General features: G+C 68.2%; 19 protein-coding genes. 14 read left to right on the plus strand and 5 right to left on the minus strand.

Translation table 11 applies throughout. The features are described 5' to 3' along the window. Nucleotides 1-3: 3 nt before the first annotated feature. On the minus strand, nucleotides 4-1251 hold the full coding sequence (locus EV279_RS05310) for a mandelate racemase/muconate lactonizing enzyme family protein (RefSeq protein WP_133541841.1): 1248 nt from the start codon (nucleotides 1249-1251) through the stop codon (nucleotides 4-6). After that, a complete protein-coding gene (locus EV279_RS05315) occupies nucleotides 1248-3485 on the minus strand; it encodes a hypothetical protein (protein WP_133541842.1) in 2238 nt (745 codons plus the stop codon). Before EV279_RS05315 ends, EV279_RS05310 begins: the two co-directional genes overlap by 4 nt. Before the next feature lie 73 nt (nucleotides 3486-3558). Here EV279_RS05315 and EV279_RS05320 point away from each other — a divergent pair, with 73 nt between their 5' ends. The 14 genes from EV279_RS05320 to EV279_RS05380 all read left to right on the plus strand — a co-directional run bounded on the left by EV279_RS05320 (nucleotide 3559) and on the right by EV279_RS05380 (nucleotide 18292). Next, the gene (locus EV279_RS05320) at nucleotides 3559-4794 is read left to right on the plus strand and encodes a CaiB/BaiF CoA-transferase family protein (protein WP_133541843.1); all 1236 of its coding nucleotides are present in this window, start codon (nucleotides 3559-3561) and stop codon (nucleotides 4792-4794) included. 20 nt (nucleotides 4795-4814) lie between these two features. Then, nucleotides 4815-5537: a FadR/GntR family transcriptional regulator gene (locus tag EV279_RS05325; RefSeq protein WP_133541844.1), complete on the plus strand. Its 723-nt coding sequence runs from the start codon at nucleotides 4815-4817 to the stop codon at nucleotides 5535-5537. A 56-nt stretch (nucleotides 5538-5593) separates the two neighbouring features. Further along, a complete protein-coding gene (locus EV279_RS05330) occupies nucleotides 5594-6385 on the plus strand; it encodes an enoyl-CoA hydratase-related protein (RefSeq protein WP_133541845.1) in 792 nt (263 codons plus the stop codon). After that, nucleotides 6382-7365, plus strand: coding sequence for an MBL fold metallo-hydrolase (locus EV279_RS05335; RefSeq protein WP_133541846.1), 984 nt, complete (start codon nucleotides 6382-6384; stop codon nucleotides 7363-7365). Before EV279_RS05330 ends, EV279_RS05335 begins: the two co-directional genes overlap by 4 nt. Before the next feature lie 116 nt (nucleotides 7366-7481). After that, nucleotides 7482-8537, plus strand: coding sequence for a glycoside hydrolase family 88 protein (locus EV279_RS05340; RefSeq protein WP_166644458.1), 1056 nt, complete (start codon nucleotides 7482-7484; stop codon nucleotides 8535-8537). After that, nucleotides 8534-9262: an SDR family oxidoreductase gene (locus tag EV279_RS05345; RefSeq protein WP_133541848.1), complete on the plus strand. Its 729-nt coding sequence runs from the start codon at nucleotides 8534-8536 to the stop codon at nucleotides 9260-9262. Before EV279_RS05340 ends, EV279_RS05345 begins: the two co-directional genes overlap by 4 nt. After that, on the plus strand, nucleotides 9259-10131 hold the full coding sequence (locus EV279_RS16915; RefSeq protein ID WP_208109475.1) for a hypothetical protein: 873 nt from the start codon (nucleotides 9259-9261) through the stop codon (nucleotides 10129-10131). The genes EV279_RS05345 and EV279_RS16915 overlap by 4 nt, the downstream gene beginning before the upstream one ends. Continuing rightward, complete coding sequence (locus EV279_RS05350) at nucleotides 10124-11074, plus strand: sugar kinase (RefSeq protein ID WP_208109476.1); 951 nt, start codon at nucleotides 10124-10126, stop codon at nucleotides 11072-11074. The genes EV279_RS16915 and EV279_RS05350 overlap by 8 nt, the downstream gene beginning before the upstream one ends. A 25-nt stretch (nucleotides 11075-11099) precedes the next feature. Continuing rightward, nucleotides 11100-12836 carry an alpha-glucosidase gene (locus EV279_RS05355; RefSeq protein ID WP_133541850.1) on the plus strand — a complete coding sequence of 579 codons (1737 nt, stop codon included), beginning with the start codon at nucleotides 11100-11102 and terminating at the stop codon, nucleotides 12834-12836. Further along, on the plus strand, nucleotides 12833-13438 hold the full coding sequence (locus tag EV279_RS05360; RefSeq protein WP_166644459.1) for a bifunctional 4-hydroxy-2-oxoglutarate aldolase/2-dehydro-3-deoxy-phosphogluconate aldolase: 606 nt from the start codon (nucleotides 12833-12835) through the stop codon (nucleotides 13436-13438). The genes EV279_RS05355 and EV279_RS05360 overlap by 4 nt, the downstream gene beginning before the upstream one ends. Nucleotides 13439-13531: 93 nt before the next feature. Then, on the plus strand, nucleotides 13532-14821 hold the full coding sequence (locus EV279_RS05365; protein ID WP_133541852.1) for an ABC transporter substrate-binding protein: 1290 nt from the start codon (nucleotides 13532-13534) through the stop codon (nucleotides 14819-14821). Continuing rightward, nucleotides 14821-15732: a sugar ABC transporter permease gene (locus EV279_RS05370; RefSeq protein ID WP_133541853.1), complete on the plus strand. Its 912-nt coding sequence runs from the start codon at nucleotides 14821-14823 to the stop codon at nucleotides 15730-15732. The genes EV279_RS05365 and EV279_RS05370 overlap by 1 nt, the downstream gene beginning before the upstream one ends. Then, nucleotides 15732-16640, plus strand: coding sequence for a carbohydrate ABC transporter permease (locus EV279_RS05375; RefSeq protein WP_208109477.1), 909 nt, complete (start codon nucleotides 15732-15734; stop codon nucleotides 16638-16640). The genes EV279_RS05370 and EV279_RS05375 overlap by 1 nt, the downstream gene beginning before the upstream one ends. A gap of 68 nt (nucleotides 16641-16708) precedes the next feature. Beyond that, on the plus strand, nucleotides 16709-18292 hold the full coding sequence (locus tag EV279_RS05380) for an NAD(P)/FAD-dependent oxidoreductase (RefSeq protein WP_208109478.1): 1584 nt from the start codon (nucleotides 16709-16711) through the stop codon (nucleotides 18290-18292). Here the strand turns inward: EV279_RS05380 and EV279_RS05385 are convergent. From EV279_RS05385 to EV279_RS05395, 3 genes are read right to left on the minus strand one after another with little or no spacing between them, the layout of a single operon-like run. Further along, on the minus strand, nucleotides 18229-18912 hold the full coding sequence (locus EV279_RS05385) for a GntR family transcriptional regulator (RefSeq protein ID WP_166644460.1): 684 nt from the start codon (nucleotides 18910-18912) through the stop codon (nucleotides 18229-18231). The two genes, EV279_RS05380 and EV279_RS05385, sit on opposite strands and share 64 nt — an antisense overlap. Then, nucleotides 18909-20162 (minus strand): M20/M25/M40 family metallo-hydrolase, encoded by a 1254-nt coding sequence (locus tag EV279_RS05390; protein ID WP_133541856.1) that lies wholly within the window; start codon nucleotides 20160-20162, stop codon nucleotides 18909-18911. Before EV279_RS05390 ends, EV279_RS05385 begins: the two co-directional genes overlap by 4 nt. Continuing rightward, the gene (locus tag EV279_RS05395) at nucleotides 20159-21664 is read right to left on the minus strand and encodes a gamma-glutamyltransferase (RefSeq protein WP_133541857.1); all 1506 of its coding nucleotides are present in this window, start codon (nucleotides 21662-21664) and stop codon (nucleotides 20159-20161) included. Before EV279_RS05395 ends, EV279_RS05390 begins: the two co-directional genes overlap by 4 nt. Between the last annotated feature and the right edge of the window lie 45 nt (nucleotides 21665-21709).

A 21709-nucleotide genomic window follows, 5' to 3' on the forward strand; every position in this document is an offset into this window, starting at 1 on the left:
TCTTCAGTGAGCGGCGTCGGTACGCCGTCGGAGGGTCGTGGATGCGGCAAGGAACTCCGGGGTGAGCTCCACGCCGTGCCCGGGAGCCGAGGACGGGCGGATGACTCCGCCGGCGATCTCGGGCACTCCGACGGCGACGTCGGTGTACCAGCCGTGGTAGAACGCCCGTGCTACCTCCTGGACGAAGCCGTTCGGAATGCTGGTGACGACGTGGGCGGCGACCGCCAGCGCCACGGGCCCGGTGCAGTCGTGGGGCGCGATGGGTACGCCGTGCTGCTCCGCGAGCGCCGCGACGTGAAGGGCCGCGGTGATGCCGCCGCCCCACCCGATGTCGATGATCGCGACATCCGTCGCCTGGGCGCGCAGCAGCGGCCCATATCCGTTCAACCCGTCGCCGAGGTTCTCGCCGACCGCGATGGGAACCCCGCTCGACGACCGCAGCGACGCCAGCGCGTCGATGTGATCGGGGCGGATCGGGTCTTCCGCCCATACGAGGTCATAGGGTTCGAGCGCCGACAGAACACGTTCAGCACCCTTCGGTTGCCAGAGCGAGTGCAGCTCGACATAGAGGTCCATATCGGCCCCGACGGCGTCGCGAATCGCGTCGAGAACCCCTAATCCGAACCGCAGGTCGGCCTTGTGGTCCCCGCCGGACTCCTCCGCAGCCAGATCGAACGGCCATACCTTCATGCCGCGATAGCCCTGGTCTCGCAGATCCCGGGCGAGATCTGCCGGTCGGTTGAGGAAGGCCCACAGGTCCTCGTAGCGGGACGTCGACTCGTCGGCGATCCCCCAGTTCGACGAGGACTGACGGGACTCGACGCTCACGTAGCTGTTGCCCGCGCAGGTGTTGTAGACGGGGATGGAGTCACGGACCGGACCTCCCAGGATCGTGCGCAGCGGTCGCCCGGCGCGTCGAGCCTCGAGATCCCACAGGGCGATGTCGACGGCGGAGTTCCCCCGCACTTCCGCGCCGGACCCGGAATACCCCACGTAGCCCCGCAGCCGGCGCCGTACCGACTGGGGCGTCGGCCGGGGTTCGGCGAGGAGGACCGGTGCGACCTGGGTGTGCAGATACTCCTCGACGACGCTGCCGCCGTAGAAGGTCTCGCCGAGGCCCACCGTTCCGTCCTCGGCGGTGATGAGAACCCACGTCACATTGCGCTGGGCGGGAAAGCGAATCGTCTCGAGAGAGCGGATCCGAATGGCGGATGCCTCGGCCAACGCGCCTGTCGCTTCGAGGGTCGTCATCCGGCGGCCTCGTCGAAGACGATGCGGTACCACTCCACCGGAGTCCCGTCGATCCGCACGGGGAAGTCGCCCTCGATCCAGTTCTCCCGTCGCCGTACTTCCCAGGGCAGCTGACGATCGCGGAGCACGGCGACCACGTTGGGGGGGCCGGTCCGACTGGTCCGGAAGGCGGTCGTCCCTCCGGTGGCCGCGACCAGCCCGAGGGATGCCGCGTCGGTGATCGACGCGTCGTCGAGCGACGCGAGGACGGTTTCGCCCGTGGTCCGCACCACGTCCGGGAGCTCCCACGTCACCACCTCGCCCTCGCGGCGCTCGGGGCGGGCCGCGACCACCGTCACCCCCTCGCGTTCGTTGCGAATCCACGACCTGGCGCGCGCGGTCATCGATCCTCCGTGGTGACGCGCGTCGACCGCATCCACTCGAGCCGCACGGGTGTTGCGACGAGTGAGCTGTCGGAGCCCTCGCTGCCGCGCGATGGTGAGGTCAGTCGCACAGCTGTCGCTCTGATCTCCGTTGAAGCTGTTCAGCGACCCGAGCGGGCCCGACGCCACGGTGTCGAACCAGATGTCGGCCACGCCGAGCCAGTCGTAGCCGCCGGAGCCGTAGGTGGGAACACCGAGGGGTGCGAGCAGGGAACTGAAGAAGACCCGGCGGTTCACCTCCTCGGGGTACTCGCCGGCGTTGAGGTAGAGGTCGTCCGTCGAGTGCTGGTCGACGAAATCGACCAGCAGCGGAGAGAGGTTGTAGTACATGACCACGACGTCGGGATCGACCTCGCGCATCGCGGCCACGACCACTCGGAGCGACTCCAGCAGCGCGCGCTCGCCGCCCCACTCGCGGCGCGCAGGAGCCGCATCACGCAGAGATGGCAGCTCGTAGCCGAAGTCGAACTTCACCAGGTCGGGTCGGTAGCGTCGCATGAATGCTTTCGCGGTTTCGGCGAGCAGCTCGGCGACATTCGGCCGGGACACGTCGAACAGGTAGTAGCTGTCCTCGAAGAGACTGCGGGTCACCGGCCGGCCGTCGGGATCCTTCCAGACGTCGTCCAGGGTGAGGCCCATGCTCTCCGGGTCCTGGCAACGCAGGAACGCGGCCCACATGCCGATGGCGCGCCCGTCCGCCCGCACCCGATCGAGGAACTCCTCGAAGCGAGGGAAGCGGAGCTCGTCGTGTCGCAACTGGCCGTAAGCCGCCTCCCACCGGTCGTCGATGACGAACATCTCGGCATCGAAGCCGCTGCTCACCATGTCGTCGTAGATGCGCTCCAGCACGTCCTGGTTGAGGTCGCTAGATGCCCAGTCGTTGGCCACCTGAGCGCCCCAGGAGTTGAACTGCGACATCGTGGCCCGTCGTGCCTTGCGCGGCGAGTCCTCGCGCACCGCGACGATGCCGTCTCGGCGGAGCAGGTCGAAGGACTCCGCGATCGCACTGCGAAGATCGGACCCGAGGGTCCACAGCCAGCCGCTCCCGAGCTGGAGGTCGTCCCGTCCGGTCTCGAACGTGCGCCACCGGCCGCCCAGGAGCCGCAGGTAAGGGCTCGCGTACTCGTCGAAGTAGCGCACGTACTGGTCGCCGGTCGGTATGGCGTCCATCCCCAGGATCAGGACGTCGGAGGTGTGCTTCGTCAGCGCGCTCTTGCCGCTCGCCCATCCGTCGATGCTCCATCCGCCCCAGAAGTACAGCGGAAGGCCCCACTGCTGCTGGACGAACGCCGGTTCGTCGGTACTGCCGCGGCCGATCGTCGAGACGATGCTCAGTCGCACCTTGGCGGGGATGACCGGGGCGAGGATCGAGGACTCGGTCGACCCCGGGTGGAGGAAGAACTGGCAGTGCAGACCAGGAACCGCTCCGTACTCTCCCCAGCGGCCGAAGAGGGTGAGAGTCTCCACGAAGGTGCGACGCGGGGCTGCGTACCGTACGGGCGCGAGCCTGATCGAGTCCGGACGGAAGTGCCAAGACGTCGTCGTGGTCGCGTCCCCGTTCACGTCCTCGAAGCGGAGAGTGATCGTCCCATCCTCCGGAGCGACGTCCACCGCGCTGAGGCGGCCCGCATCCGTTGTCGAGTAGCCGGCCTCGTCGACGACCTCGATCGCCGGCTGGACTCCTCCGTGGGCGACCCGGCGACCGCTCTGGTCTCGCAGCTCGAAGGCCTCCGCCTCCTTGTCCAGTCGCCAGACGTACGTCCGTGCCCGAACTTCGACGTCGGCGTCGGTCTCGACTACCCGCAGGTCCATGGCGCTCCTTCACGCTTGCTCATTGAGATTATTATAGTAATAATGCTTAGAGGCAATACAGGAAAGGCTCTTCATGACCGACGAACCCCAGCGCAATGGCGCTCTGGCCGGTATCCGCGTGCTCGATGCGACTCAGATGCTGGCTGGCCCGCTGGCGGCGACCCGCCTGGGCGATCTCGGAGCAGACGTCATCAAGATCGAGAGCCCTGGCAGCGGAGAGTTCAACCGCACGCACGGGTTCGATGATCGTCGCGTGGAGGGCGAGATGTCCACCTTCGTCGCGGTCAACCGGAACAAGCGCTCGCTGGCGATGAACATGAAGGATCCCGAAGCGCGGGAGGCGTTCTACGAGCTCGTCCGCACGGCCGACGTCTTCCTCCAGAACTTCCGCCGCGGCACGGCGGCCCGGCTCGGCGTCGACTACGCCACGCTCAGCGCGATCAACCCGCGCCTCGTGTACTGCTCGATCTCCGGGTATGGTCCGGAGGGCCCGTACGCCGACCGCCCCGGCCAGGATCTCGTGGTGCAGGGATACTCGGGGTCGATGTTCTCGGTCGGGCGCGCAGGTGACGCGCCGACCCCGGGTGCGCTGTGGGCCGCGGACGTGATGACCGGGTATCAGGCCGCCATCGGCATCCTCGGGGCACTGCAGGCACGCGACCGCATCGGAGTCGGTCAGCACGTCGAAGTCGACATGTACTCTGTCGTGCTCGACGCGCAGCTGCAGGAACTGGTCACCTTCCTCAACACCGGCTACGATCCCCAGCGCACGCGTGAGGCGTCGGCCCACGCTGCCATCCCGGCTCCCTACGGCGTGTACCGATCGTCCGACGGATGGCTGACGCTCGCGATGTCTCCGCTGCCCGCGCTCGGCGAGATGCTCGACGACGACTGGCTGCGCTCCCTCGCCTCCTACAACGACGGTCACGATCATCGCGACGAGGTTCTCGCGCACATTCGCGACCGATTCGCCGATCGCAGCACCGCGCAATGGATCGAGATCGCCGACCGGCACGGCGTGTGGGCGGGGCCCGTCTATGGCTACTCCGATCTCCCGGAAGATCCGCATCTCGTCGCAACAGGTGCATTCGTCGAACAGCCGGGACCCCACGGGACGGTGGTGAAGACGGTAAGGCCTCCGATCCGGATGTCGCAGACGCCGGTCGCGATTACTCGCGGTGCTCCTCTGCTCGGGGCCGACTCGATCGACGTCCTTCGCAGCGCAGGGGTCGACGAAGAGGTCATCCGCGACCTCGTCGCGCGCGGTGTGGTCGGCACGACCGCCGCGCCGGTCGCTCTCGCGCCCTGACCTTTACCTAAGATCAAGCCGTGGCGACATACGGCGGACGTGGCATCCACGGGCAGGTGGTCGACGCACTCGGTGCGCGCATTCTGAGTGGCGCGCTCTCTCCGGGCGACGTCGTCGACCCGGACGCTGTGCTGCGCGAGTTCGGCGTCTCGCGGACGGTCGTCCGCGAAGCGCTCAAGGTCCTGTCGGCCAAGGGGCTGGTCGATGCCCGCCCGCGGACGGGGACGTTCATCACGGACCGCTCGCGATGGCAGCTGCTCGACGCGGACGTGATGGCGTGGCGGATCCGCGGCTCGGTGGACTCGCTCCTGCTGCTTGAGCTCGGTGAAGTGCGGCAGGTCCTGGAGCCGCCGGCGGCGCGAATGGCGGCCGCACGACGAGGCGACAGTGATATCGCTGCCCTCGACGACGCGCTCGACCGGATGGTCGCACACGCCGCGACCGACCACGAAGCCCTCATCCAGGCGGACCTCGACTTCCATCGCGCGATCCTGCTCGCCGCGGGCAACGAGCTTCTTCAGCGCTTCGAGGTCATTCTCGAACCCGCACTCAAGGCTCGCGACGCCCTCCTGCACGGTCGTCCCGCGGACGAGACATTCCTCGACGCTCACCGTGCGATCCGCGACGCCATCGCGGAAGGAGGAGCCGATGCCGCCTTCGACATGATGACGCAGATGATGACGCGCGCGGCGGAGGACGTGAAGGAGGTTCTGCAGAGCGAAGGGCCGGGATCCGAGAACTGACTGTTGGCAGCGCCGTTTGCTTGATCATATAATCTGATAAAAGCAAAGGAGCGTCCATGTCCGTCCTTCCCGGAACCATTCGCCTCGAGCGCGACGGGCACGTCGCCTCTCTCGTCATCGACCGGCCGTCCAAACGAAACTCGATGACGGTCGACATGGACCGGCAGATGAACGCGCTGTCGTACGAGATCAACAACGATGCCGGGATCCGCGCCGTCGTCCTGCGTGGAGAAGGAGACCGCGCGTTCTCCGCGGGCAGCGACATCAACGATCTCGACGAGTACGGCTCGAACTGGGAGTACCGCAACCGCTTCGATCGCCGCCGTGACTACGCCCGCGCCGTGTGGCAGATCCGCAAGCCTGTCGTCGCTGCCGTGATGGGCTTCGCTTACGGCGGAGGACTCGAGATGGCCTGCGCATCCGACATCCGGATCGCCGGCACGACCGCTTCCTTCGCGGCCGGCGAGATCCGGTGGGGATGGCACGGCGGGTCCGGGCAGACGCAGTACCTGACGCGACTCGTCGGAGCGGGGCACGCGGCGAGGATCCTGATGACCGGCGAGCCAATCTCGGGCGAAGAGGCTTACCGCATCGGACTGGTTCAGGAGCTGCTCGCCCCCGAAGATGTGATCCCTCGCGCTGAAGCGCTCGCCCGTCACATCGCCGAACTGGCGCCTATCGCGATCGAGCGGACCAAATACATGATCCGGATGGCCGAGAACGTCCCGATGGAGGCCGCGCTCCTTGTCGAGAACGACTCGTTCTCGTACATCATGATGACGGACGACGCCGCAGAGGGGCAGCAGGCGTTCGCCGAGAAGCGCGAGCCCGAATTCCGAGGGCGATGATGACGAGCCTCCCGCACGCCGACGAGATCCACCCCGGGCTCTTCCGGATCGACACGCCCTTGGGCGGGCGTATGGTCAGCCTGTACGTCCTGCGTGGGACCGGCGGAGCGATGCTTTTCGACACCGGTGTGAGAGGGACCATCCCGGACCACCTTCTTCCGGCGCTGGCTGATCTCGGAATCGCGCCCGCGGAGATCTCGACCGCTGTTGTCTCTCACTGCGATGTCGACCACTTCGGCGGGATCAGCGACGTGAGGACCTTCGTCCCTTCGGCCCGCGTCACGGTGCACGCGTCCGACCGGGCCGCCGTCGAGGACATCGACACCTTCCTCGCGGAACGCGGCAACGGATTCGCCCGCGAGTACGGACTCGAAGAGAGCGAAGCGAGCATCGCGTGGATGCGCGAGGTGGGCGGTGCCGGACCGGTGGACGACATCGTCGACGACGGTGACGTCCTCGACCTGGGCGGCATCTCGGCAGAGATCCTCCATCTGCCAGGACACACGCACGGTCATCTCGGACTCTGGGTGCCCGAGGCATCCGCCTACATCGTCGGTGACGCGGTGCTCGCCGACTCCGTGGACCTGGCTGACGGCACTCCCGCCTTCCCGCCGACCTATCGATACGTCGCCGATTATCGGCGCACCACGGAGCGGCTGCGCGCGCGACCCGCCCGGCACCTCCTCACGGCGCACTATCCCACCTTCACAGGCGTGGCTGTCCTCGACTTACTCGACCGGACCTCACGCTTCGTCGACAGCCTCGAGGTGCTGGTGCTCAGGGCGATCCCCTCGGAGCTGCCGGGGGTCTCGCTCCCTGCGCTCCTCGACGACATCAACCCCGTCGCCGGGGGGTGGCCCGTCGAAGGGACGTCGGGCGCGCTCGCATACCCCGTCGTCGGCCACCTCGAAGATCTCGGCGAGCGCGGACTGATCGAGCGACATGGCGAACGCGGCGACTACCGCTGGACGCGCCGATGAGCGCGGGGTCGGTCGCCTGGGGCATCAGTCGCTATGAGCCCGGCACCGATGCTGAAGAGTGGCTGCGGCGCAGCCCTCGGAGTGGACGACCGACGACGCGATCTCTCGACCTGTCGTTGGCGCGCCGGCTTGCCGACCACCTCACGACGCTGCCCTTCGCGACGTGGAACTTCGGCGACTCGGTCGCCTTCGAGGGCCTCGTGGAAAGCAGCCGGCGCACCGGCGATGAGCGCTGGGCCTCCTTTGTGCGCGGATGGGGTCGAGCGTGGGCTACCCGCTCCCGTCCGTTCGTACGCCTCGATGCGACCGCGCCCGGCGCGGCTCTGGTCGATGTCGCCCGGCGCTACGACGACCACCTCCTCACCGGTGCGCTGCGCGACCTGGCCGATTACCTCCTGTCTCGACCGTTCCTGAACGGCATCTTCGAACTCTGGGAATCTGCTCCGCTCATCCCGCCCTATGGTGAGGCGGTCACGACGGAGTTCGATGAGGCGCTCCTCGCTCATCCGCCCGCGTGCGTCTGTGTGGACTCTCTCCACTTCGACCCGCCCTTCCTCGTCGCGCTCGGTTGTCACGTGGGCGAGCACGCTTACGTCGCCGCGGGCGTCGATCAGGCGGCGGCCTTCGTCCGAGCCCTGCAACGCCCTGACGGGCTGTTCGACCACTTCTTCCTGGAGGGGGTGGAGGGCACGTTCGGACCGGGGTGGGGCCGCGGTCAGGGGTGGGCGCTGCTCGGCCTTCTGGACGTCCTCGCGCGCCACCCGGACGGCCCGCACGCGCCCGCTCTCGCCGCACTTCGACAGGGAGCAGCCGCCGGTATCGGCGCCATGGTGGCACTGCAGAGGGAGGATGGCCATTGGCCGGTCGTCGTCACTGAGGCCGGTTCCGGTGACGAGTACTCGACGACGGCGTTCATGATCACGGCCTTCGCCCGAGCGGCCGAGCTGGGCGTCGTGCCCGCTGACACTGTGGCAGATGCGCTCCACCGGGCCACCGGGGCTCTGGCCGAGTCCTTCGACGCGGCCGGGGCGCTGACGTCCGTCTCCGCCGCCGTCTATACGTCGACGGTCGCGTCGCACTACGCCAATGTGCCCCGCGGGTTCGTTGTCCCCTGGGGCCAGGGACCGGCACTGCTCGCGGTGTGGGAGATTCTGAAATCGGGGGAGTCATGAGTGCCGCGCTGGTCACCGGCGCCGGGCACGGCATCGGCGCCGCTGCGGCGGTCGCCTTGGCCCGGCGGTTCGACATCGTGGTCGTGAGCGACGTCGACGCGGATGCTGCGGCAGAAGTCGCGCACGGCGTGCGGGGCGCGGGCGGGCACGCCGTGGATGTGCACCTCGACGTGGGGCACGAGGCATCCTGGCAAGCCGTCCGCCGTCGACTGGACGAAGCGGGGGTCGTCGTGTCGGCTGTCGTCAACAACGCCTTCACGCTTACGGTCGCGCCCGCCCACGAACTGACGGCGGAGGCCTGGGACCAACAGGTTTCCGTGAACCTCGGTGCGGTCTATCGCTCCGTGCGGACTTTCCATGACACCCTGCATGCCGAGCGAGGATCCATCGTGAATGTCGCCAGCGTGCACGCGGTCGCCGGATTCCCCGGCCACCCCGCATACGCTGCCGCGAAGGGCGGCGTCGTCGCCCTCACCCGACAGCTCGCGATCGAGTACGCGCCGTCCATCAGGGTGAACGCGGTACTGCCCGGGTCGATCCTCACCCGCGCCTGGGACCGTGTGCCCGAAGCGGACCGGCAGGAGCACCTGGGGCACATCCCCCTCGGCCGCTTCGGCGATCCGGCCGACGTCGCCGCCGCCATCGCCTTCCTCGCCGGGCCGGAGTCGTCGTACATCACGGCGACGACGCTGCTCGTCGACGGTGGATTGACGGCGTCGGTATGAGCGACGTCTCGCTGCCCCAGCACGCGTGGCCCGACGGCGACACCGTGGTCGTCCAGGGACCGGGTCTGCGCGCCGTCGTGCTTCCTCGACGAGGCGGCAAGATCGTGTCGCTGCGGGACGACGACGGGCGCGAGTGGCTCGCGCAGCCCGAGTCGCCGGTGGGTCCTCCCGCACGGCCCGGGGACGGATTCCTCGCGGCCGAGATGGCGGGGTGGGACGAGTGCGCGCCGACGATCGTCGCCTGCGAAGTCGACGACCTGACGCTCCCCGACCATGGCTCGCTCTGGACCGCAAAGGGCCGCGCCGTCGGTCGCACCGTGACGCTTGTCGACGACACCCTGGGCTTCCGCTTCGAGCGCTCGATCGAGCCCTCGGGTCGGGGTCTGCGGTTCGACTACCGGGTCACCACGCCCACCCGCACGATCCCGTTCCTGTGGGCGGCTCACCCCCAGTTCGCCGCCCCCCCAGGAACCATCGTGCGAGTGCCCGCGCACGTGACCACCGCGGTGGACGTCCTCGACCCCGCGCTCCCGGAGCGACCGTGGGATGGCGCGACAGCATCCATCGACGATCTCGACGAGGGCGAATGCCGCAAGGTCTACGTGCACCCGGAGACCCCTGTGTTCGCCGCCTCGCTCTCGCGACGCGACGCCACGCTGTCGATGCGCTGGAGCGCCGCATGCCCCTATCTCGGCGTATGGATGGAGAGGGGCCTCTATCGGAGTGGACCGGTGGTCGCCATCGAGCCCTCGACATCGTACTTCGACGCGCTCGACGTCGCGCTCGCTGCGGGGCGAACACCGACGGTCTCGCCCGAGAAGCCGCTCGCCTGGACCATCTGGCTGGAACCGGACGCGGATCGTGCCTGACGCGCGCGGTCTGGTGACGATCGGCGAGCCGCTGATCGTCTTCGCAACCCCTGGAACCAGCCGCTGGAGGCACTCCGCCGTCGCCGAACTGCGGACGGCGGGCGCGGAATCGAACGTCGCCATCACGGTCGCGCGACTGGGCGGCGCTGCGGTCTGGGCCGGTCGTGTCGGATCCGGGGGACTCGCCGAGAGGGTGATCGCCGACATCCGCGCTGAAGGGGTGGACGTCGTGCCGATCGACGACGAAGGCCCGCCTTCGCTGCTTGTCAAAGAGCGCCGGCGCGCGGACGCGATCCACGTGGACTACTACCGGAAGAACGGCCCCGGATCTCGTCTGAATCCCGGGGACCTCGCCGCCGTGCCCATCTCCGACGCGCGAGTGCTTCACCTCACCGGGATCACCCCCGCGCTGAGTGCGTCCGCCCGGCAGACTGTTTTCGACGCGATCGACATCGCGCGCGACGCGCGCGTCACCGTGTCTTTCGACGCCAACTACCGCTCCAAGCTCTGGCCGCCGCACGAGGCCGCCCCGGTCCTGCGCGATCTCGCGAGCCGAGCCGACATCCTGTTCGTCGGCGACGACGAATGGGGACTCCTCGCACCCGGAGCCGCGGACGAGCTGTCGGCTGCCGTGGAGCTGGTGGCACGAGGGGCAGAGGAAGTCGTGCTCAAGCGGGGCGCCGATGGCGCGATGGTCCTCCGCAGCGGCGACGTCTTCGAGCAGCCGGCCCGGCCGACGAATGTGGTGGATCCGGTGGGCGCGGGCGACGCGTTCGCGGGAGGCTATCTCGCCGAGCTTCTGCGCGGAGAAGCGGTGGCAGAGCGCCTCCGCGTCGCGGCGCTGTGCGGTTCATTCGCGGTCGAGACGGGCGGGGACTGGGAGGGGAACCCTTCGAGGGCGGATCTCCGGCGAGACGAACAGAGTTCCGGCACACATCGGTGACCGGCTTACCACCAGGAGGAATCGCTTGGCAGGTCAAGAGACGCCGAAGCGCGGCGAAGGTCAGGAGTGGTGGCGCACCGGCACGGTGTACCAGGTGTATCCCCGCAGTTTCGCCGATTCCGATGGCGACGGCGTCGGTGATCTCCGCGGCGTCCTCGCGCATGTCGACCACCTCGCATGGCTCGGCGTCGACGCGGTGTGGCTCTCGCCTTTCTACCCTTCACCGCAGAAGGACAACGGGTACGACATCAGCGACTACGAAGACGTCGATTCGATCTTCGGCTCACTGGAAGACCTCGACGAACTGATCGTGGCTCTGCACGCGCGCGGCATCCGTCTCATTCTCGATCTTGTGGTCAATCACACGTCCGACCAGCACCCATGGTTCGTCTCGTCCCGCTCGTCGAAGGAGGACCCTCGGCGGGAGTGGTATGTCTGGCGCGACGCCCGAAACGGAGTTCATCCCGGCGGCCTCGGGGCCGAACCGACCAACTGGGAGTCCTTCTTCTCGCAGCCCGCCTGGACGTTCGATGAACGCACGGGGCAGTATTACCTCCACCTGTTCGCCGTCGAGCAGCCGGACCTCAACTGGGAGAACCGGGAGGTGCGCCGCGCCGTGTACGCGATGATGAACCGCTGGCTCGACCGAGGTGTCGACGGGTTCCGCATGGACGTGATCAACCTCATCTCCAAGCGACTCCCCCTGGAGGACGGCCCTCTGCTGCCGAGCGGCGTGCGAGGGGACGGTTCTGCGTGGTACAACTTCGGACCGCGCCTGGAGGAGTTCCTCCAGGAGATGCATCGGGAGGTCTTCGCCGGACGTGAGGGGAAGCCCGTGCGCATCGGCGAGACCCCAGGGGTGACGGTCGAACAGGCCATTCGGCTCAGCGATCCCTCACGGCGCGAACTCGACATGGTGTTCCAGTTCGAGCACGTCGACCTCGACCGGGATCCACACGACTGGCAGAAGCGCCTCCCGCTCGATCGGAGGGCGCTCTACGAGAATCTCGCCGGGTGGCAGCGCGGTCTCGCTGAGAGCGGCTGGAACAGCCTCTACCTCTCCAACCACGATCAGCCACGACCGGTGAGCAGGTACGGCGACGACTCCGCGGAGCATCGGGCCGCGTCGGCGAAGACGCTGTGGACGATGCTGTACCTCATGAAGGGCACCGCCTTCCTGTACCAGGGCGACGAAATCGGCATGGCGAACTATCCCTTCACGTCGCTGAGCGACTTCGTCGACGTCTCTGCCCGCAACTACATCCACGACGAACTCGGCCGGGGTGCGGATCCGGCCCGTCTGCTCGCGGATCTGCGGGTCACCTCGCGCGACAATGCCCGTACCCCGGTGCAGTGGGATGGCTCGCGCGGGGGAGGGTTCACGATCGGTGATCCTTGGTTCCCGCTCAATCCCGATCGCACTGAGGTGTCGGTGGCCGCGCAGCGCGACGACGAGAGCTCCGTGCTCCACTACGTGAGACAGCTCATCGCCGCACGCAAGAGTCACCCCGCTCTCGTCCTCGGAGATTTCCACGACCTCGCGACTCCACCTGGTGCGCTCATTGCGTACGAGCGTCGAAGTGGCGACCACCTCGTGCGCGTGGTGGCGAATCTCGGGTCCGAGGCAGTCAGGGCCGACGTCGCCGAGCGTCCCTCGTGGGCAGCGGACGAGCCGCTCCTCTCGGTCCGCGTTGAGAACTTCGGCGATCGGGAGCTCGCACCGTGGGCGTCCTTCGTGTGGGCGACGGAGGTGACGTCGTGACCGGCAGGCGCGCGTCAGAGGTGGTCGACGTGATCCTCGCCACGCGCATCATCGGCATCGTGCGAGCCTCATCCGCCGAGGATGCCGTGGCCGACGCCCGGGCGCTCGCTGCGGCGGGCATCGCCGCCATCGAGGTCTCGCTCGTCACGCCTGATGCCGTAGCCGCTATCTCGGAGCTTGCGAGGTCGGGAATACTCGTCGGTGTAGGCACAGCGCTCGAACCCGCCGACGTCGAGGCGGCGGCAGACGCTGGAGCTCGCTTCGTCGTCTCACCCAACCTCGACGAACGGGTGATCCAGACGTCGGTGGCGATGGACCTGGCGAGCGTGCCGGGTGCGGGAACGGTGTCGGAGGCGGTGCGGGCGAGGCGAGCCGGCGCGGACCTTGTGAAGCTCTTCCCGGCGACGATGTTCGGACCCCGGGGCGTCGCGGCGGTCCTCGCCTCCCTTCCCGAGCTCCCGCTCGTGCCCACGGGCGGCGTCGGTCTCGGGGACATTCGTCCCTACCTGGAGTCCGGCGCTCGAGCTGTCGGCATGGGAGCGGCCCTCGTGCGAGCCGCCCGCGACGACCCACGCGCCCTCGAGGGCATCGTAGCCGATTAGTAATATAAAAGTATTGACTGAATAGTCGAAGGATGCTTTCATCGAACTGGCGACCCGACCGCCAGCCTTACCTTCAATGAAAGAGAGTCAACGATGACCGAGAAGTCGAGGAGATCTGCCCTCGTCGCTGGTTCCGTGGCGTTCGCCCTGGCGCTGTCCGGCTGCGTGGCCACTGGGGGAGGCAGTTCCTCCGGGCCCGGCGAAGGGCCTGATGCGGAAGGTCCGCTGACGATCCAGTCCCGGCTGACGAATCAGGACGCGGCGGCCCTGGACGCTGTGGTCGAAGCCTTCAACGAGAAGGGCGGCGGCCAGGTCGAGATCAACGAGGTCCCCAACGAGACCTACCGTGAGCAGCTCCCGACCTATCTCACCTCAGCGAACCCGCCGGACATCTACACGTGGCTGGGCGGCGAAGCGACACGGGTGTTCGCGGACGAAGGTCTGATCCTGGACATCTCCGACATCTGGGAGGACTTCGACTTCAACGACGCCCTTCGCGAGCTCAGCCAGGACTCCGAGGGCACCGAGGTCTTCGTCCCGACGTCCAACTACTGGTGGGGCGTCTACTACGACACGCGCCTGTTCGACCAGCTGGGCCTCGCGGAGCCCGCCACCTGGGATGAGTTCCTCGACGTCGCCGAGACTCTCCAGGCCAACGACGTCGTTCCGATCGGCATCGGTCTCACCGACTCGCCGTGGCTGGCGTCCGCGTGGTTCGACTATCTCAACCTGCGCATCAACGGCCCGGAGTTCCACCTCGCGCTCCTCGCGGGCGACGAGTCGTTCGACAGCCCGGAGGTCGAGGCGGTTTTCGAGGCATGGGACGAGATCCTCCCGTACTTCGACGACACGGCCTCGGGTCTGTCGTTCAACCAAGCCACGACGGATTTCGTGCAGAACCGCACGGGGATGATCCTCGCGGGCTCCTGGTTCCAGGGCAGCATCCCCGCCGATCAGCTCGAGCACTTCGACTACTTCAAGTTCCCGGTGATCGACGAGAGCGTGCCCGACGGCGAAGAGGCTCCGACCGATGGATTCTTCGCAAGCGCCAACACCGATCAGCCCGCGCTGGCGAAGGAGTTCCTGACGTACCTGGCCAGCGCTGAAGCGCAGGAGATCATGTACGACGCAACGGGCAGTGGCACCCTGCTGCCGACCAACCCCGATGCCGAGGTCGAGCTCACGCCCTACGCCGAGAAGGGTCGCGAGATCATCCAGAACGCGGCAGGACTGTCGCAGTTCTTCAACCGGGACGCAGGCGATGACGTCCAGCCGTCTGCCGATCAGGCGCTCACGCAGTACCTGGCGCAGGCCGCAGAGATCGGCGACATCCTGACGCAGTGGCAGGCCGAGGCTCAGCAGGCGCGAGACGCGCGCGGCTGATGGTTCAGGTCGCTGAAGAGCGCCGCACTCGCCGGCGGCGGGCATCCGTCCCGCCGCCGGTCGTGTTCGCCCTGGTCCTCATTCCGTTCACCCTCGAAGTGGTCGGTGTCTTCTGGCCGGCCATCAACGGCGTCTGGCTGTCGTTCCTCAATTGGAACGGGTTCTCCGCCGCGGAGTTCGTGGGTCTCGACAACTACGCGCGCATGTTCACCGACCCGGTGTTCTTCACCGCGCTGCGCAACACCGGCATCTGGCTCATTCTGTTCGGCGGTATCTCCTTTGTGGGCGGGCTTGCCGTAGCCCTTCTGCTCCAGTCTGAGCGCCGAGGCGTCGGAATCTACCGGAGTGCACTGTTCCTCCCGATCGTGTTCTCGCTCGTGGTGACGGCGCTGATCTGGAACGCGATCTATCAGCCCAATGGCATCCTGAACATCGTCCTCACCAACCTCGGACTCGGGGACTGGACGAGACTCTGGCTCGGTGACCCGAGCACTGCACTGTACGCCGTGATCGTCGCCGCGCTCTGGCGTCAAATCGGGTACGTGATGATCCTCTTCATCGCGGGCCTGAAGGCCATCGATCCCGCCATGCTGGAGGCGGCGCGCGTCGACGGCGCGAACTGGTGGCAACGGCTCCGCTACATCGTCTTGCCGCAGCTCCGGAGTGTGAACCTCGTCGTCCTCTCGGTGCTGATCATCGATGCCCTTCGTTCGTTCGACATCGTCTATGCCATGACCGGCGGCGGGCCGTTCCGCTCGACGGAGCTCCTCAGCACGTACATGTTCGAGGCCGCATTCACCTCCCGTCAACTCGGGTACGGCTCCGCTCTCGCTGTCGTGATCTTCCTCCTCGCCGTCGGGGTCATCATCTCGTACCTCGTCCGCGCGTTCTCAGAAAGCAAAGAAGACTGATGGCACTCATCGACGACGCCCTGCCGATGCTCGCAGACGAGCCTCCCAAGCCGGTGCGGTCCGCACCGGCTCGGCGACGGACATGGCGCAGCCCGCTCCGGACCGCGGCGTTCCACGTCACCGGTTCCCTCATCGCGCTGGTGTGGTTCCTGCCCATCCTCCTCGTGCTGCTGACGTCCTTGCGAACCTTCGACGACATCGCGGCGAACGGAGTCGGCGCCCTCCCCGAGGGGATCACCGCGGCCAACTACCCGGAGGCGTGGACGACGGCCGGCATGGGGCAGGCGATGGTCAACAGCCTCATCATCACCGTGCCGACTGTCGTGCTCTCGCTCCTGCTCGCATCCGCGGCCGCGTATGGCCTGAGCCGGTATCGAATCCCGTTCCGGCGCACCATCCTTCTGGTGATGCTGGCGGGCAACCTCCTGCCGGTGCAGGTGATCCTGGTGCCTCTCGTGAGGATCGCCGAAGCGCTCGGAATCTACGACTCCCTTCCCGCGGTCATCATCGCGCAGACCGCGTTCGGCCTCGGCTTCTACACGTTCGTGCTGTATGGCTTCATGCGATCCATCCCCATGGAGCTGCAGGATGCCGCGTCCATCGATGGAGCAGGAGTGCTTCGCACCTACTGGCAGGTCATCCTGCCGCTCTGCCGCCCGGCGCTCGCAGCGCTGGCGGCTCTCGCGTTCACCTGGATCTTCAACGACCTTCTGCTCGCGATCACGCTGCTGCGGACCGACGACAGCTTCCCCATCACGGCCGCGGTGCTGTCGCTGCTCGGGCAGTACGGCGGGCAGTGGAACCTCATCGCGGCGGCCACGGTGATCGCGGCGATTCCATGCGTGCTCGTCTTCCTGGTCTTCCAGCGCAGCTTCGTCGGCGGCCTGGCGCTCGGCGCAGTGAAGTAGCGAAACCTGATGCCGCCCTGGCCGACCCAGCGCGGCCCGAGAATGTATAAAGTATTTAGGAGGGCATTTTGACTACACCCCGTGTCGCCGTGATCGGCGCAGGATTCGGCGGCATCGCCGCTGCGCACCGTCTCCGCCAGACCGGTGCCGAGGTCACGCTCTACGAGCGCGCCGACCGTGTCGGCGGCGTGTGGCGCGACAACGACTACCCGGGTGCCGCGTGTGACGTGCCCTCGCACCTGTACTCCTTCTCGTTCGCGCAGAAGGACGACTGGACGCGCCGTTTCGCCCCGCAGGGAGAGATCCAGGCGTACATCGAAGACACCGTGGACGCCGTAGGACTCCGTCCTTCGCTGCGCACAGGGCAGACTCTCGTCTCGGCGACGTGGAGCGACGAGAGGGCGGAATGGCAGCTCCGCTTCGCGTCCGGCCTCGAGGAGACGTGCGACATCCTCATCCCCGCCGTTGGTCAGATGAGCACACCGCACGTGCCGAGCATCCCGGGGGCGGCGACGTTCGCCGGGCCAGCTTTCCACTCGGCGCGCTGGGACCATTCCGTCGATCTGTGTGGCAAGCGCGTAGTAGTCCTCGGCACGGGGGCGAGCGTCGTGCAGATCGTGCCCGCGATCGCCGACGCGGCGGAGCGCGTGACGGTGATTCAGCGGTCCCCTGGCTATGTGCTGGATAAGGGCGACCACCCCTACCACCACATCCGCAACCCGTTCACCTCGCGTCTGCGCCGGTGGCGCGACTACCTGTCGAAAGAGGTTCGCACGCCGCGGCTCATCCGCTGGCCCGGCCTCACCCGCTTCCCCGAAAAGCAGTTCCGTCGCGATATCGAGCGGTGGGTGACCGATCCCGACCTGCGTGCGAAGGTCACGCCGGCAGACCGATTCGGCTGCAAGCGCATCCTCGTCTCCAACGACTGGTATCCGACGCTCGCACGACCCGACGTCGACCTGATCGACGACGGTGTGGCGGCCATCGAGGAGCGCGGCATCCGGACCACCAGCGGGGAGTTCGTGCCCGCCGACGTCATCGTCTACGGCACCGGCTTCCGCACGCACGCGTTCCTCGACGCCGTCCAGGTGCGCGGGCGCAAGGGTCTGATGCTCTCCGAATCGTGGGCGGGTCGCCCGCAGGCGTATCTGGGGATGGCGATTCCGGGGTTCCCCAACCTGTTCCTCATCTACGGGCCCAACACGAACCCGGCGTGGAACTCGGTTCTGGTGGTGCTGGAGTGGCAGGCGGAGTACGTCGCGCGCATCGCGCGCGCATGGCGCGAGCGCGGCCCCCTCGTCCTCGAGGCGACCACGGCAGCCCTCACCCGCTTCACTGCGGACATGCGCCGACGCTCCGCGCGGAGTGTGTGGGTGACGGGCTGTGCGAACTGGTTCACCGACGCCACCGGGGAGAACACGCAGAACTGGCCCCGCATGGCGACGATGTACTGGGTGCTGACCCGCCGGATCGCGTGGCGAGATTTCACCGTTCGCCGCGTGAAGCGCCCGGCGGGGAAGACGGATGTCGCGGCCGCCGCGCTCGCAACCCCCGCGCTCGCGGCGAGCCGACGTCGCCGGGGTGAAGCTCAGTCCGAGAACGCGGCGGAGTCGAGCAGCCCCTCCACGTCGCTGCCGGTCTCAAGGATGTGACGGCGAGCGGATGCGCCGGCGCCGTCGACGTCGCCCGCTTCGAGCAGGCGCACCAGGCGTTCCTGCCCGACAACCCAGGAGTCGCCGAGGAGGGCGGCGACAGGCGAGAAGTAGAAGCGCGCGCGTTTTTCGAGGTGCAGTGACAGGCCTTGCAGCACGGCGTTCTTCGCGCCCGCGCGAAGGGCCATGTTGTAGTCCGCGGCTGCGGTGGTGAGCGCGTCGGCATCGCGCTCCGCCGCTGCCGCGCGACTGCGGGCGAGGGCGTCTCGCAGTGTCTCCAGATCGCGTTCGGTTCGCCGTGCGGCGGCGAGGCGGGCGATCTCCTGTTCGATGCCGGCCCGCGCCTCGAACAGCTCGGTCAGCTCTTCGCGCGACCTCCGCCGCACGTAGACCCCGTAGCGGGGCCGGATCTCCACCCATCCCGACTCGGCGAGGGCGCTGAACGCTTCGCGCACCGGGATGCGGCTCACGCCGTAGGCTTGCGCGATGGCGTCGGCCCGGAGGCGGCTGCCCGGCGAGAACTCACCTTCGATGATGGCCTCTTCGAGCCGACCGAAGATCTGGGCGGGCAGTGACCCTCCGATCGGGAGACCGGCAGTCGCGCTCGCAGAGGGTGTCATGAACTCCATCCTGCCTCGCCCGGCGAGACCCCGTCGAGGTAGGCGAGGGCCGACGCCGCGTAGAGCGCCGCGCATCGGACCACTTCGTCCTCTTCGGCATAGTCGTCGATGCCTGCCGAATAGGTCGGCTGAGGTCCGAAGCAGATCGCCGGGGTGCCCCGGCTGCGCCATCGGCTCGCGTCGCTCGCTGGGAGCCGGATCGCATACTCCAGCTCTCCGAGGCCGAGGCGCGACCACGCGTCCTGCCACGCGCGGACGATCGCGCTGTCGGGGGCGGTGATGTTCGGGTCCCATCCTTTGATTCGCCGGACGGTCATGTCGGCATCCGGAACCGCGCGCGCGACGGCGTCCTCGACGAGGGCCTGCGCCCCGTCTGCGGTGATTCCCGGGGGGAGACGGAGGTCCACCTCCGCATGGCCGCGCGAGGCGACCTGTGACACGAAGGTCCCTGCCGACACGACTCCGACATTCGCGGTCAATTCCAGTGCGGAGTCCGTGTCGGCGAATCGGACCTCGGTGAGTGAGCCGTGCAGAGCACCTCGGGTGCCGGTGAGCTGGTCGACCGCCTCGACCGCGCGCGCGAGGACCGCTGCCGCCGAGGAGCCGCGTGAGACCGACGACGCGTGCCCGCCATCGGCGGCGACGTCCAGCCGCAGCCACAGCACGCCCTTCTCGCCGAGCGCGAGCCGGCGGTACCCGGGGCCTTCACCGCAGATGAGCGCGTCCCCTGAGAGGCCGGGGATGCTCTCGAGCAGATGTGCGGAGCCGTGCGGACCGAACGCCACTTCGTCGCTCACCGCGGTGAAGGTCACGCGCCCGCCCCAGAGGTCACGGTGCTCGTTCAGGGCGACGACCGCGTGCGCCATGGCGGCGACCGCTCCCTTCATGTTCCCCATGCCGAGCCCGTAGAGGCGGCCGTCGACCGCGCTCAGCTTCCAGATCGGATGCCTCCACAGAGCTTCCTCGCCGGGCGGCATGGTGTCGAGGTGCACATTGAGCACGAGATGCGGGCCGGGCCGGCCGGAGTCCAGTTCCGCGACCACGCAGGGCATGTTCGGGTCGAGCGCGATGAGTTGCGGATGCAGGCCGCCTGCCTCCAGGAAGCGCGCGACGACGCCCGCGACCTGACGTGTGTCACCCGGGGGATTGACGCTCGGTGCGGCGACCAGTCGGGCGCACAGGTCGACGAGGGAACCGCGTCTCGCCTCCACCCACTGGGCGACGAGGTCCGTCGTCTCGTACCCGGTCACGCCGCGCCCGCTTCGACGTCGCGCCGCGGATCGGCGAGGGCGAACGGTCCCTCGCCGTCGACCCCGGCGATCACCACGGCACCGAACACGTCCTCGCCGTACGCGCGCGACACGACGTCGTGGCCTCGCGAGTGCAGGGCGGCGCGCGCCGGGTGGCCCCGCTCCACAAGAAGCTTCGCATCCTCGCTCCGCCAGCGACTCGCGGCCAGCGCCTGCGGCCAGTCCTCACCGCCGTAGCGGCGTGCGGCGAGGATCTGGAGCAGCGTCTGCACCTGACCGTCGGCGCCGGGAGTGGCCAGCGCGGTGGTCGCGCCCCCCCCGCGGAGAAGGGCGGGCGCGAGCGTGTGCACCGGATAGCCGTTCGGTCGCGGCGCGTTGGCGCCTTCGGTGAATCCTGCCGCGCGGTTCGCGAGCACGATGCCGAGCTCGGGGACGAAGACGCCTGATCCGAAGTCGTCGAACACGCTCACGAGCGACGAGACCACGGTGCCCTCGGCATCTGCGGCGGCGACGCCGGCGGTATGAAGGTAGGCGCGGGGTCCTCCGCGACGCGATGCGCGCTCCGGGTCGACGTCGAGCGGCTCTCGCAGCAGCTCTTCGCCACGACCCGCGTCCGCGCGGTGCGCGAACACGCTCTGGGTGAGCTCGACGAGGACATGCGGGAGGGATGCCTCGTAAACCGGTGCGCGGCGGTCCAGCCACCCGGCAGCCATCGCAAGAAGGACCGCTTGCGACGGGGGCGGCTGGACCAGCAACTCACCCCCGTTCCAGGGGACCACGATCGGGTCGCCCACCAGAGTTGCGTGTCGCGCTAGGTCGTCAGGGGAGAGTGAGCCGCCCGTCCGCGACGCAGCTCGCGCGATCGCCGTCGCGGCGCTTCCGGAGTAGAAGGCGTCGCGTCCTCGCGTGCCGACCGCGTGAAGCAGCTGCGCCAGCTCCGGCTGTGCCCATGACTCGGCCCGCGCGTCGACGGCCTGGAGGAGGGCCCATCCGGCGCCGCCGTAGGCGTCCAGGCGGGCTCGTTGGGCTGCGGCGGACGATGCCGTTCCACGGGTCAACGGTGTGTTCTCGGCGGTGCGCACCGCAGGCTCGAGAACTTCGGCGAGGGCCAGTCGACCGCCTCGCGCGTGGAGTTCGATCCATCCATCCACGAGACCCGGAACAGTGACGGAGCCGCCCCCGTCATTCGTCCATCTGGGAGGTGCGACGCCGGGTGAGCGGCCGACACCGTTGATCGTCGTCACCCCGTCCGCTCGACGGACGAGCGCGAGCACGTCACCGCCCAGGCCCGCCGCATCGGGAAGGACGACACAGATCATCGCCTGCGCCGCGATCGCCGCATCGACGGCTGATCCGCCGCGCGCCAGCATCGTCAGCCCGGCGGCGGTGGCGAGGGGGTGAGCCGCCGAAACCGCCCCTCGCTTCCCCCGCTGAACGACCGGGAGGGAGCCGAAGTCGGCGGCGGTGCCGTGCGGAGAGGGGTGCACATCATGAGCGACCATAGCTATAGTGTACGGCAACGTATTTTTTATACGAAAGGCCATCGC

The organism is Microbacterium sp. BK668, from assembly GCF_004362195.1.
In the GTDB taxonomy this organism is placed as follows: domain Bacteria; phylum Actinomycetota; class Actinomycetes; order Actinomycetales; family Microbacteriaceae; genus Microbacterium.